This window comes from Rhodobacter sp. P1_C2 (genome assembly GCF_056406375.1).
Window position 1 is genome coordinate 60,387 of sequence record NZ_JBFUAG010000001.1, and the last position, 13,120, is coordinate 73,506.

Genomic DNA, 13,120 nt, shown 5'->3' on the forward strand with positions numbered 1-13,120 from the left:
AAGACAGGCTAACAGCAAGGAGGTCCACCCCGCAACCGCAGAGCGACTGGCCCGGTCAAGGCCGCGATTGGCCGGGCTTTTTCTGGCACAGCAGGTCGCGCAGGCGGCCGTTGGTGACCGAAGGGTCGGCATTTGCCGGATAGGACCCCAGGGCCTGCGCCAGCGCCGTCAGCGTCCGCTTGCCGAAATGGCCGTCCACCGGGCCGGCATCGAACCCGGCCAGCAGCAAAAGCCGCTGGGTGCGCGCCGCCGGCGCCTCGTCGGGAAGACCCTCGACCCAGCAGGGGGCGGGCGCTTGCGGGGCGGGGTTGAACGCGACCTCGGTTGCCGGTTGCGCTGCGGGTTTGGTGGACGGTTTGGCGGAAGGTTTGGCGACCGGTTTGGCGGCGACCTGTGCCGAGGTCCGGGCGACCGCCGGGCCAGAGATCGTCGCAGTCGTCTTCGCCACGGGGGTCGCCACGGCCGCGCCAGACGCGACCTTCACCGCGGGGGCGGCTTTGGTCGCCACGCCGGCAAGGGCCGGGGCGGGCTTTGCCACGACCGGCGCCTTGGTCACGGCCGCCGCAACGGGCTTGGTCGCGGGGCCGGAGATGGTCGCCGTGGTCTTGGCCACGACGGGCGGCATCGGTGCCAGTTTCTTCGGCCGGACCACGGAAGCCACCTCTGCCTGCGGCAGGGCCTTGCGCGCGGCGGGTTTGGAGACGGGATGAGCCAGGGATTTCGGGAACTGATGGGTCAGGCAGCCGCCAATGGCCTTTGCCGCCTCGATCGCCTTCTTCGGGGCGCCGCCCTGGGGCGTGACCTTGCAGGAATGGCCCGCCAGATCACATTCGAAATCCACCCGCCAGCCGCGCATCTTGCCATCCTCGCCCACCGAACCGGAGGCATTGACGAACAGCCGGTAGGTAAAGCCCGAGGCTTTGAGGTTACCCTCCTGCCACATGCCGGGATAGTCGGCGGTGGAGACATTGGCCTGGCCGATCGTGACATTCTCGGTGCCGGGCAGCTGGGCCAGCATGTCCTTGGGCGGGCAAAGCGGGCCGCTCAGCGCGGCGACGGGGGACAGAAGGCCAAGAGCCAGGCCAAGGGTGCAGAGCAGGGTCTTCATTTGGCGGTCCTCACAAGCGGGCCTGCGCTGCGAAAGGCGATGGCGGCCAGGATCATGGAATTGGTGTTTGCGGTGATCGAGGTGTCGGGCTTGCCGGTGGCCTCGTAGATCCCCTCCTGCCAGCCCCGGTCGGGGGTGGCGAGCGGGGCCACGGCGGCGACCAGCTTTTCGGTATAGGCGGTGTCGAAGAGGGCGTTCCAGCCATAGGCGGCCTTGGCCGACAGCACGCGGCGGCTGTCCATCCGCTGGCCGTCAAAGCTCAGCACGGCCCAGTCCTGCCCGCCGCCCCAGACGGTGCCATAGGCAAAATAGGGTTTCACATCCAGATGCCCCTCGCTGACCGCGGTCAGCTTGCCGGTCTGGGCAAAGCGCTCTTCCTGGGCGCGGTAGACCTGCGAGGCAAGCAGCTGCGAGCGGGTGTCGAAGCCGAACTCCAGCCCGTCCAGAAGATAGGGCTCGCTGGTGGTCACGGCGGGGATGCCCTTGGCGTTCAGCCTCGTGTCGGAGGGGACGGCAATCCCGCCGACATCGCGCAGGGTCAGGTTGCCGGTCAGGTCCAGTGCCCGGGTCGCATCGAGGCCGAAGCCCATCAGTGCCTTGGCGGCATATTGTTCATAGCCGACCCGGCCTTCCTGGTTTTCGACCGTCTTGCCATCCTTCACATTGCCGCCGACCAGCTCTCCCCCCTCCACGAGGCGGTCGAGGTCCCACTTGGCGGCCAAACGCTGGACCGCACCCGCAAGCTCGGGATGCGCCTTTTCCGCGGCCATCAGGGCGGCCAGAAGCCGGCCGATGTCCAGTGCCGACCAGCCGATCCCGGTGGCGCTGGGCTTGTTGGTGTAATCGACCATGGCGAGCGAGGTGATGTCATAGGCCTTGTTGGGCAGGCCTTCCTCGGCCATCGGCAGGTCCGACAGGCTTGCCACGACCTTGGCCAGCCGGTCCGAGGCTTCGCCGGCAGTGATCAGGCCCAGACGCTGCGCCGACAGGATCGCCACGACGAAGGACCCGGTCTCCCACATCGTGGTCGAGGGATATTTGTCGACCGAGGCGACCAGCCCGGTGACGGGCGAGGTGTTGTTGGTGAAATAGCGCCAGGCGGTGGCGGCTGCGGCCATCTCGGCGGCGGTGGGCTTTTGCGGGGCGGCAAGCTCCAGCGGCTTGACCTCTGCCAGGGCGTCCATCGGCTGGACGATCGGCGCGCCGTTGCTCGGCAGGCCTTCCAGCGCAAAGACCATGCCAAGGCCGCCCAGCAGGCCTGCGACCATGAAGATGTGGCTGCGCGCCCGGGTCAGGTTTTGGGTGAAGGTGGTCATGATCAAGCTTGTCCTGTCTGTTCGGCGGGGGACCACAGCGCGGCCCGGATTACGGTCATCATGGCGAGGCAGTTGAAGAGGCCCCAGGCGAGGTTGGTGACGACGCCGGTGGTGCTGTAGCCCTCGGTCCCGAGGCGCAGGGCGATCAGCGCCCAGAGCCCAGCCACGAGCGTCAGCACCACCACGGCAATCTGCATCGGCACGAGGTGGAGGAAGCGGCCCGACTGGCGGTCTTTCGGCGTCACCGGGAAGGCGATCTTCTTGCCGCGCAGCACGGTGGCGAGCGCCTTCAGACCCAGCGGGAAGAAGGCGATGTAGCTGGCCTTGCAGGCATGGCTGCCCGCGCCCCAGGTGCCGACCATCATGGCGAGTTCCAGAAGCACCAGGAACGGGATGGCATGCAGGAAGAAGTCGGTCGAATAGGCCGCCACCGGAGAGATCCCGCTGGCAAGGTAAACGATCGGCCCCACCAGAAAGACCAGGTTCCAGATCGAGCCGAGGTAGGACCAGAAGGTCGTCGCATACATCAGCTTCTGCGGCAGGGTCATGCCGGCGCGGAACAGCGGGTTGTCGTTGAACAGGATGTCGAGGCTGCCGCCGGCATATTTGAAACGCTGGATCGACCAGGACAGCAGATCCTGGGGCGAGAGCATCCGGCTTTCGATGGTCGGGTGCAGCATCGACTTCCAGCCGCGCGTCCGGTCCGAATGCAGGAAGATCGAGGTGTAGATGTCTTCCGAGACATGGAAACGGTAGGGCGTCAGCTCCTCGGCGCGCACGGCTTCGCTGCGCAGCGCGTCCAGCAGCTCGGGCGTCACGTCACGCTCCTTGCTGGTGACGGTATATTCCTCTTCGGCGGCCAGAACGCGGGTTTCGACCTTCTGGGCAAAGCTGCGCAGCGCGCCTTCGATCACGGCTTCGCGGCGGTGGACCGAACCTGCACCGCAGCAGAAGGCGGCATTGGCCCAGTTCCGGCGGCGCAGGATCACGTCGTAGAACATCTGCGCATCGTTGACGAAGGGATCGCGGCCGATGACCACTTCGCCCATCACCGTCTCGACCCCGTGGCCGATCCAGCGGCCGACCCGGCCCAGACGCTTGCCCAGCCATTGCGGCAGGGCCTCGCCTTCGGGCAGGTCATAGAACCACTGCGGCGTCTGGACCCAGGCCATCTTCTCGTCGCGGAAATGGCCCATCGTGTGTTCGAGGAAGGTCGGGAACAGCCGGGTGTCGGCGTCGCAGATCACCAGGAAATCGCCCGAGGTCTGTTCCATCCCGTTGCGCAGGTTGCCGGCCTTGTAGCCTTCGTTGGTGGCGCGGGTGATGTAGTTGACGCCTTCCTGATCGCAGATCGCGCGCATCGAGGGGCGGCGGCCATCGTCCAGCACATGAACCAGCATGGTCATCGGATGCGGATAGGTCACGGCCTTGGCGTCCTGGATGCTGAGCCGGACCAGTTCGGGGTCCTCGTTATAGGTGGCGATGAAGATATCGACCGCAATCGGGCGATCCTCCTCCGCCGTGGTGGCAGAGACGTCGCGCAGGGTCATCGGCGGCTTGACGTCGGGCACGGGGGCATCTTTCCACAGGTTGAAGATGAAGAGGATCAGGCCGATGAAGGCCAGGGTTTCGGCAAGGATCAGCGGCAGGGCGAACCACAGCGCCTCGGTGTTGAGCGAGTGCATCCAGCGCCAGGCGATGTAGCGGGCGCCGACCACCAGGGTTGCCACCGCAAGCACCTGCCACAGGGCCTCGCGCTTGGCGCAGTAGCGCAGCGGTTCGGGCGGTTTGCGGTCCTCGAAGGCGCGGAAGTAATCGTCCATCTGACCTTACCCCTGCATCTGCAGCTGGGGCGCCGGACGCCGCGCGGCCTTCCAGGGCAGCTCGCCCAGGCCGATGGTCCAGGCCAGAAGCCGGCTGCGCGAGATCGTCACCGCAAGGGCCAGGGTGAGGGGGGCGACGATCAGGCTCTTGGCGGTCACGATTGCCCAGGGCGCCGGGGTCAGGCCGGCCGATTTCACCGCAACGTCGATCAGGTCGATCACGGCCGGGTGCAGCAGGTAGACGCCGAAGGTATACTGGCTGAGCCTGGACCAGTTCGGGTTCCAGTTCAGATGCTGCGACCCGAGGAAGATCGCGAAAACCGCCATCGGCATCAGGAAGTGGCCGTAGAAGGCCCAGCCTTCGCGGGCGGTGTAAAAGCCGTTCTTCGCGGCGGCGGCATAGAAGGGCAGGCAGGCCAGCAGGGCGATGGCGACGAAGAAGAAACCGCCCTGCCGGATCAGCCGCGATTCGCCGCGGGCAATCCCGTCTTTCCACAGGCCGTAGAGCGAGAAAGCCGCCAGGCCATAGCCGACATAGCCGAGGACCTTGATGCCGCGCAGCAGGTAGTCGCGCGGCAGCCCGTCGATGGGCAGGCTCCAGACCGCGGCCTGCGCCGTCTGCATCGCGCCGAGGCAAACCACGATCGCCAGGCCGAAGAGGGGGAAGCGCTGGCCCAGTTTCATCACCGGAACGAAGAACATCAGCAGGAACAGCGTCGGCAGGAAGTGCAGGTGGTATTGGGCCGAGCCCAGCACGAAATAGGCCAGCCAATTGTGCCAGTCGCCCAGCTGCGCCCAGATCTGCGCGTCATAATGGAAGGCATCGGCCTTGATCAGGCGGAAGAAGGCATAGAACACCGTCCAGACCGCGAAGGGCACCAGCAGCCGGCGCATCTGGTCGGCGATGTTCGCGCCGTAGCCGATGCGCTTGCGGTCCAGCTTCATCGCCAGCAGGAACAGCGAGAAGGTGAAGAACATCTCCGACCCGGAAATCTCGCCGATCGAGCGCAGCAGGACGGGGATGATCCGGTCAGAGGGGGCGGCATCGGCGAAGACGCGGCCAGAGGCGTCGCAGGTGGAGTGGATGATCGTGACGCCGATCGCCGCGCAAACGCGATTGGCGTCGAACCAGATCATGCGGGGTTTTTGGGTCATGCTCATTTGCTGGTCGTGTCCGGGGTTGAAAGGGTTGCAGAGGCAGGGGTGGCGAGAAGCTTTGCGGCGCTTTCGGCCAAGTTTTGGGCGGGCCGGCAGTAGGCGGGGCTGCCCGGGGTCGACTCGCTTTGCGGGCAGGGGGTGCCGTTTTCGATGGCGGGCAGGGTGACAGGCTCTGCCGCGACCGGGGGCAGGCAGCGGCTCTTGCGCAGGCCGGTCCCGGCGAAGGCATTGTCCCAGACCTGCGGCAGGTCGTTGTGGAACTGCAGGATCGGGCCCTGGGCCTTGTACAGAAGGGCGGCGAGGATGATCCCGTTGTTGTTGGCGGTCTCCAGCGGGATGGCGCCGCTGCCGTTTTCATAGACGCCTTCGTAAAAACCCTTGCCGGCAACGCTCTGGTCGGCCACGGCATCGAACAGCAGCTGGCTGTAGGGACGGTCCCACAGCGCCCACATGCCGATGGCCGCCTTGGTGGAAATCGCCGCGCGGTCGGGCTGGTAGACCCCGGTCGGGTCCAGCGTGTTCCAATCGTAGCCATCGGCGAAGATCGTGTCATAGACGAAGTAGGGCGCGCCCTCGACCTGGTGCTCGGACCGGGCGGTCAGGATGCCGGTCGCAGCGAAGCGGCGTTCCTGCACCTGAAAGATCCGGTCGGCGAAATCGGCGCGCCAGCCGTCCGAGGCCTGGCCCGGATTGCCGCTGCGATCCGAGGCGAGGTCCCAGTTCAGCTCCAGCCCCTCCAGCATGTAGCCTTCGGTCACGACATAGTTCTGCGTGCTGAAGACGCGCGGGTCGCGGCCATCGACCGGAACCTCGACATCATTGATCTTCTGGAACTTGTAGGGATCGGCCGAAGAGGCGCGGCTGGTGTCGAATCCCCAGAGCTGAAAGCCCTTGGCGGCATATTCCTCATAGCCGAGGCGGCCTTCCTGCACATAGCGCGGCGCGCCGTCCTTGCCGACCATCGCGCCGTCCAGCTCACCATCGGGGCCGATGACATGGCAGAAGTTCCAGCGCAGCACGACATTGTCGATGCTGCCGCCGAGGTAGGGATAACGCTCTTTCATGATCTTCAGCCAGACCAGCAGGCGGCCGATATCCAGCGCCGAAAAGCCGATCTCGCCGGGCTTGTTGGCATAGTTCACCATCCGGGCATTGGCGGTGTCATAGACCTTGTTGGGCAGCTCGCCGCGAAACAGCGGCAGGTTGCGCAGGGTGGCCAGGACCAGCGTGGCGCGGCGGTCGAATTCCTGCTTGTCGATGATCCCCAGCTCATAGGCCGAAACCAACCCGCTGAGATAGGAAGCCGTGTCCCACATCGTGGTCGAGGCAAAGGCGCCGACCGAGTTCACGAGGCCGGTCTTCTCCTGGTAGGAGGCGACGAAATAGGACCAGGCCACCTCGGCCATCGCCCTTTCGCGCGGCGTCAGGGCGCCATGGCGGCCGAAGGGCGTGGCGAGGTCGGGGTTGCCGGCCGGGACGGCGGCGGCGGTGGCCTTGGGGTCCAGGGCGCGGCTGGCCTGCGGGCCGACCCAGGCGAGGCCTGCAACCACCGCAGCGGCACCCAGCAGAAGTCTTTTGATCTTGAGGGTCATGTCGTTTCAATCCGTTGCTGGGCCGAAGCCGGGCCGTTGCTGGGCCGTGTCGGGGCCGCAGGAGGGCGCGTGTCAAAGTGATCGCCCCCGCATCAGGCCGGGGCGGTCACAAGGTGGGGTGGGCATCTGGGGGTGGCGCGCTGCGGCGCCGGGCCGTGGCGGGCGCCTCAGGCGCCGAAAGCCTCGAGCGCGTCGGTGCTGGTGGTGTGGATCTTGAACAGACCATCCATCCGGGTGATGCGGAACAGCTGCATCACATAGTCGTTCAACCCGCAGAGCGAGACCTGGCCACGGTTGCCGATCCGCTTGAGCAGGGCGACCAGGGCGGTGATCCCCGAGGCATCCACCAGACCCACGGCGCCGAGGTCGATGACCATGCGGTTGTGGCCGGTCTCGACCAGATCCAAAAGATGCTGCTTGAAATTCTGCGCATTGGCCGCCGTCAGCTTGGAGAACTGCGGGGCGATCAGCATGATGCTGTGCGGGGCGTTTTCGGTCTTATACATTCTGCATTCCTGTTCACGATGGGCCCGCTTGGGGTGCTGCGGGCGCACATCCTACGCTGTTGGGTCAATTTCTCTGGACCCTGAATAGCGCGGAACACCCGTTAAGCGTGAACGGTCAAAGGGACAAATCCTCTACCCCAAAGGATAGGGTCCCACCAGTTTGAACCAAATTTTGCAGGTTTTTCAGCGCAGACCGGCTCTGCAGCCTCACCTGCGGGGCGGTCTGCCTTGCCGCCGCGCAAGTCAGAGGTTGGGCGAGACGACCGAGAAGTGCAGCCGCGAGCGGTCTGTCAGGTAGAGCGAGGTGTAATATTCGACCTTCTCGCCCCGGTCATTGGTGCCCACCGATTCGATGCCCAGCAGCGGGCTGCCGACCGGGACCTGCAGCAGTTTCGCCTCTTCCACCCCGGCCTTGGTCGCCTCGATCCAGCGTTCGGCGCGCACCAGCTTGATGCCATATTGCCGCCCGATCGTGTCATAGAGCGAGCGGTTCTCCATCGGCATCTTGTCCAGCCCGGGCACGAAATGTTCCGGCAGGGCGCAGCGGACGATGAAGCGGGGGTGACCATCGACCGACAGGAGCCGGTCCAGAACCACCATCCGGGTCGTCTCCTCGACGCCGAGCAGCTTGCACATCCGCGTCGTGGGCAGGGCGATCTCCTGCCTCAGGTTGCGGTGCGAGACGGTCTTGCTCTTGTCGGCCAGCTCGCCGGAAAAGCTGATCGTGGTGCCGATGAAATCCTGCTCGTCGCGCCGCCCGGCGACAAAGGCGCCCTTGCCCTGCAGCTTGTAGATCAGACGCTCGTTCACCATCTGGGCCAGCGCCTCGCGCACCACGGTGCGCGACACGGCGAATCGCTGGCACAGCTCTGCCTCGGACGGAAGTTGTGCATGCTCGGCCAACTCGCCTTTCAGGATCAGCTGGCACAGCGCGGATTTGACCTGAAGCCAGAGAGGTTCGGTCTTGCTTCGGCTGGTTGGCTGCAAAAGGTCTGCAAGATCCTGCGAATGGGCGGATTCCAAGCTCTTCCCCTTATGAAGGTGGTCAGGCGATAGTCATGCGATGCCGGGCTTGCAAGAGTTTAAGCGTCGCGGCCGTCTCGGCGGCCAGACGCACATCATCCCAATGCAGCAAAGATGCAACAAGACGGGCGAGATTGTGCAATCCCTTTTGCGTGACCACGCCTTCAAAGCCCATCAGCGTGCGGCGCAGCACGATGTCGTCCAGCTTGCAGACCCGCTCGTCGCGGCAGAGAAGGCCGATCTCGGCCCGGCTGTAGCCGTCGATCCCCTCGACCATCGCTGTATCGGCCGCCTCGGCCAGGGCCACGGCGCGGGCGCGGCTGCCATAGCGGGTGGCGAGGGTTTCGCAGCGGGCGCGCGACAGCCCGCTTTGCACCGCAAGATCGGTGCAGAAGGCGGCGCGCTCGGAAGGATCGAAGGGGAAATCGCGTGCGCCGCCGATCACCATGTCCTGCGTGCTGCAGCGCCGCTTGGCGCCAAGCTGGGCCAGGACCGCATCGGCGATCTGCTCGCCGCAGACGCGGTAGGTCGTCCACTTGCCGCCGATCAGCGTGACGAGGGGGAAGGGCCGCTCCGCCGTCGGCGGGTAATGCACCAGCTTGTGGTCGCGGCTGATCGCCCCGGTGGCCCCGGGCTTGGTCAGCGGCAGGGGGCGGACCCCGGCATAGGCAAAGATGATGTCGGCGCGGGTCAGCCTGACCTTGGGCAGCACGACCTGAAGCTCGCGGAAGAGATAGTCGATCTCGGCATCGGTGCAGAACTTGTCATTGGCATCGTCGCTGCGCAGATCGGTGGTGCCCAGAAGCAGCCGATCCTCGCCAATCTGATAGATCAGGCAGGCGCGGTGGTCGCCGGTTTCGAAATACAGCATCTTGCCGGCCAGATCCCGGGTCAGATCCGCGCTTTTGATCACCAGATGCGAGCCGCGCGTGCCGCCGATCATCCGCTCGTGGAACCCCAGCGCTTCCTGCACCCCATCGACCCAGGCGCCCGAGGCATTGACGACCACCTTGGGGCGCACGGTGAAGACCTCACCGGTCAGCACATCGGTCAGCGTCACGCCGCCATCGGCCAATTTCCCCGCGGCAAGATAGGGGATCGCCATGGACTGCGGGCAATCGCGTTCGGCATCCTCGACCAGTTCGGCCACCAGACGTTCGGGGTGGCTGATGCGGGCATCGTAGTATTCCGCCACCGCGCGCAGGCTGGGGGCCAGCACCGGCATTTCCTTCAACGCGGCCGCGGCGCCATACATCTTGTGGTTCGGCATGGTCTGATGCGCCTCGCCGAAACGGTCGTAGAGCATCAGCCCCAGCTTGACCGGCACCCCGCCTTTCGGCCCCGGCGTGCGGGTCAGACGCAAAAACCGCGCCACCGCCATCAGGCTGCCGCGAAACCAACTGTCCAAAGGCACCCAAACCGGTTGCGGATGCACGACATGACAGGCATTCTTCAACAAAAGGTTGCGTTCCGTCAGCGATTCCCGGACCAGGGCCGCCTCGCCGGTTTCCAGATACCGCAGGCCCCCGTGGATCAGACGTGACGGCGCCGAACTCGTTCCCGAGGCGAAGTCACCCGCCTCGACCAGAAGTGACGCCTGCCCCTGCGCTGCCAGATCGCGATATGTGCCGACACCGTTGATGCCGCCGCCGATGATCAGCACCTGCGGACTCTCCCCAGCCCGCAGCCGCGCAAGCAGCTCGTCTCTTGTTTGCATAGCGGCCCCTCCCGACCGGCCAGGCTGCCCTTTTGACAAGGGTCCTACCCGGCAACTGTTAATGACAAGTTATGCAACCTTTGCGGTGATCCGAGAAGCCGATTCTGCGATTTTTTCGCAGAAAGCCTGATTTATGGGCGTAAATGGCGGAATCTGCTTAGTAAAATTGATTTGTTGACAGAACGAAAATCTCGTCTACGGTAACTTATTATAACAAGTCAGACCGCTTCGGAAGAGGAGCCGGGGCGATCTGGCAGGGGGGATCCATGAAGAATTGTGTGATCGGCATCGATGCCGGTGGCACCATGACAAAGGCTGCGCTTTTCGATTTTTCCGGAAAAGAGCTGGCTTGTGCAAGGCGCAAGAATGTCATGGTGTTTCCGCATCCGGGCTGGACGGAACGTGATCCGAACGTGATGTGGGATGCAGCCGTCGGCGCCATCCGCGAGGTGTTGAGCCTGTCGGGGCGTGGGCCCGAGAATGTCGCCGCGGTCAGCGTCGCCGGCTATGGCGGCGGTCTTTACGTCGTCGATGCCGAGGCCAACCCGCAGCGCCCCGGGATCGTGTCGACCGACAGCCGCGCCGCCGGACTGGTTGAGGAATGGACCCAGGCCGGGCTCGCCTCCCGCGTTGAACCGATGATCCAGCAGCGGATCTGGCCGGGCCAGACGCTGGTGCTGCTCGGCTGGATGCAGCGCCATGAGCCGCAGATGATGGCGCCGGGCAACCGGGTGCTGTTCTGCAAGGATTTTCTGCGCGCCAAGCTTTGCGGTGACTTCTCCACCGATCCGTCGGATGGCGGCATTGCCGGGCTGATCGATGTGACCACCTCGGCCTATTCGACCGAGGCGCTGAAGCTTTTGGGGCTGGAGGGCTGGCTGCCCCTCTTGCCGCCGATCGGCCCGTCCTGCGATGTCGTGGGCGGCATCACGGCGGAAACCGCGCGGCTGACCGGCCTTCTGGAAGGCACGCCCGTGGTGCGCGGCGTGGTCGATGTGACGGCGGCGGCGCTGTCCTCGGGCCTGACCCAGCCGGAGGAGATGAGCATCGTCGCCGGTACCTTCAGCATCAATTCGACGCTGCATGCCACCCCGCGCCAGTCCTTCGCGCCCTTCCTGCAGACGCCCTATCCCTTGGGCGGGTATCTTGCGACCGAAGGGGCCGCGACTTCGGCCAGCAATCTTGAATGGATGGTCAAGACCCTGCTGACCCAGGGCGGCGCACTGCCGCCGGAACAGGCGGCGGGCATCTATGACGTGATCAACACCGCCGTCGCGCGCAAACTGGGCAAGCCGCGTGAGGCCCTGTTCTTCCCCTTCCTCTTCGGCGGGCCGAGCGGCGCGCCCGCGGGTCTGGTCGGCATGACCGCCGATTACAGCTTTGACGACATCATGCTGGCGGTTTTCGAAGGCATCGTCTTTGCCCACAAGGTCGATGTGGACCGTCTGCTGTCGGGCAATGATGCGGCGCGGCCGCAGGTGATCCGGCTGGCCGGCGGTGCCTCGCGCAGCCCGCTCTGGTCCGAGATGTTCGCCGATGTGCTGGGCCTGCCGGTCGAAGTGCCGGACGGGTCCGAGCTGGGCGCCCTCGGCGTTGCGATCTGTGCCGCCACCGGGATCGGCGTCTACCCCTCCTTGCGGGCCGCCGTGGCCGCGATGACCAGCATCGCCCGCCGCCATGACGGCGATGCCACCCGCGCCAAGCCTTACCTCGCGAAATATCCCCGATATGTCGGCCTCAGCGCGGCTTTCGCCCAGGCCTGGTCCACTTCAGCTACGACAGGCGTGCAGCATGTTTGAACTTCAGGGCATCTCGCGTGTGGTCAAGGGCCAGACCTGGATCGAGCCCACCTCGCTGGTGCTTGAACGCGCCACGATGAACGTGCTTCTGGGGGCGACGCTGTCGGGCAAGACCTCGCTCATGCGGCTGATGGCGGGGTTGGACAAGCCCACCACTGGCACGCTGAAATGGGATGGCAAGGATGTGACCGGCCTGCCGGTGCAGCAGCGCCGGGTGGCGATGGTCTATCAGCAGTTCATCAATTACCCTTCGATGACCGTCTATGACAACATCGCCTCGCCCCTGAAGCTGATGGGGAAATCGGCGGCCGAGATCGACCGGGCCGTGCGCGAAACCTCCGACATGCTGAAGTTGACGCCCTTGCTGGACCGCAAGCCCTTGGAGCTTTCGGGTGGCCAGCAACAGCGCTGCGCCCTGGCGCGGGCGCTGGTCAAGGATGCGGGGCTGGTGCTCTTCGACGAACCGCTCGCCAACCTCGACTACAAGCTGCGCGAGGAACTCCGCAGCGAGATCCCGAAGATTTTCGAGGCTTCGGGCGCAATCTTTGTCTATGCCACGACCGAACCGGAAGAGGCGCTGCTTCTGGGCGGCAATACCGCCACGCTCTCCAAGGGGCGGATCACCCAGTTCGGGCCGACGCCGCGGGTCTACCGGATGCCGGTGGATGCGACGACGGCGCGGGTCTTTTCCGACCCGCCGATGAATTTCATCGCGGTCGAAAAGCGCGGGGCGCGGCTGAGCTTCGGCACCATGGCCTCGGCCCCGGCGGAGGGGGCTTTCGCAGCCCTGCCCGATGGCCGCTATACCGCGGGCTTCCGCGGCAATCACCTGGCGCTGCACCGGCAAAGCGGCTCTTCGGTGGAGTTTCCCTGCACGGTGGCGGTGACCGAGATCACCGGTTCCGAAAGCTTCCTGCATCTGGACCACGGGCCTGACCGCTGGGTCGGTCTGGTCGAGGGGGTGCATGACCTTCCCTCGGGGCAGCCGGTTTCGGTCTGGCTCGACCCGTCGCATGTCTATCTGTTCTCGCCGGATGGGGCGCTGGCCGCACCCGCCGCCTATGCCTTGGCCAGTTAG

General features: G+C 65.5%; 10 protein-coding genes. 2 read left to right on the forward strand and 8 right to left on the reverse strand.

Translation table 11 applies throughout. The features are described from left to right. Nucleotides 1-55: 55 nt before the first annotated feature. The 8 genes from AC1DZT_RS00330 to AC1DZT_RS00365 all read right to left on the reverse strand — a co-directional run bounded on the left by AC1DZT_RS00330 (nucleotide 56) and on the right by AC1DZT_RS00365 (nucleotide 10,243). Complete coding sequence (locus tag AC1DZT_RS00330; RefSeq protein WP_478004594.1) at nucleotides 56-1,108, reverse strand: hypothetical protein; 1,053 nt, start codon at nucleotides 1,106-1,108, stop codon at nucleotides 56-58. Then, nucleotides 1,105-2,424, reverse strand: a complete 1,320-nt coding sequence (locus AC1DZT_RS00335; RefSeq protein WP_478004595.1) for a DUF3131 domain-containing protein — start codon at nucleotides 2,422-2,424, stop codon at nucleotides 1,105-1,107. The genes AC1DZT_RS00330 and AC1DZT_RS00335 overlap by 4 nt, the downstream gene beginning before the upstream one ends. A 2-nt stretch (nucleotides 2,425-2,426) precedes the next feature. Then, the gene (locus AC1DZT_RS00340) at nucleotides 2,427-4,247 is read right to left on the reverse strand and encodes a glycosyltransferase (protein ID WP_478004596.1); all 1,821 of its coding nucleotides are present in this window, start codon (nucleotides 4,245-4,247) and stop codon (nucleotides 2,427-2,429) included. A 6-nt stretch (nucleotides 4,248-4,253) separates the two neighbouring features. Further along, on the reverse strand, nucleotides 4,254-5,402 hold the full coding sequence (locus AC1DZT_RS00345) for an acyltransferase (RefSeq protein ID WP_478004597.1): 1,149 nt from the start codon (nucleotides 5,400-5,402) through the stop codon (nucleotides 4,254-4,256). A gap of 2 nt (nucleotides 5,403-5,404) precedes the next feature. After that, nucleotides 5,405-6,997 carry a DUF3131 domain-containing protein gene (locus AC1DZT_RS00350; RefSeq protein ID WP_478004598.1) on the reverse strand — a complete coding sequence of 531 codons (1,593 nt, stop codon included), beginning with the start codon at nucleotides 6,995-6,997 and terminating at the stop codon, nucleotides 5,405-5,407. Nucleotides 6,998-7,164: 167 nt separating this feature from the next. Beyond that, on the reverse strand, nucleotides 7,165-7,503 hold the full coding sequence (locus AC1DZT_RS00355) for an STAS domain-containing protein (RefSeq protein ID WP_478004599.1): 339 nt from the start codon (nucleotides 7,501-7,503) through the stop codon (nucleotides 7,165-7,167). A gap of 243 nt (nucleotides 7,504-7,746) precedes the next feature. Continuing rightward, on the reverse strand, nucleotides 7,747-8,526 hold the full coding sequence (locus AC1DZT_RS00360) for a GntR family transcriptional regulator (RefSeq protein ID WP_478004600.1): 780 nt from the start codon (nucleotides 8,524-8,526) through the stop codon (nucleotides 7,747-7,749). Between the two features lie 22 nt (nucleotides 8,527-8,548). Then, nucleotides 8,549-10,243, reverse strand: coding sequence for a glycerol-3-phosphate dehydrogenase/oxidase (locus AC1DZT_RS00365; RefSeq protein WP_478004601.1), 1,695 nt, complete (start codon nucleotides 10,241-10,243; stop codon nucleotides 8,549-8,551). A gap of 266 nt (nucleotides 10,244-10,509) precedes the next feature. On the opposite strand from AC1DZT_RS00365, the gene AC1DZT_RS00370 reads away from it, so the two are divergent. Both AC1DZT_RS00370 and AC1DZT_RS00375 read left to right on the forward strand, forming a co-directional pair. Then, nucleotides 10,510-12,042 carry an FGGY-family carbohydrate kinase gene (locus AC1DZT_RS00370; RefSeq protein ID WP_478004602.1) on the forward strand — a complete coding sequence of 511 codons (1,533 nt, stop codon included), beginning with the start codon at nucleotides 10,510-10,512 and terminating at the stop codon, nucleotides 12,040-12,042. Next, the gene (locus AC1DZT_RS00375; RefSeq protein WP_478004603.1) at nucleotides 12,035-13,120 is read left to right on the forward strand and encodes an ABC transporter ATP-binding protein; all 1,086 of its coding nucleotides are present in this window, start codon (nucleotides 12,035-12,037) and stop codon (nucleotides 13,118-13,120) included. The genes AC1DZT_RS00370 and AC1DZT_RS00375 overlap by 8 nt, the downstream gene beginning before the upstream one ends.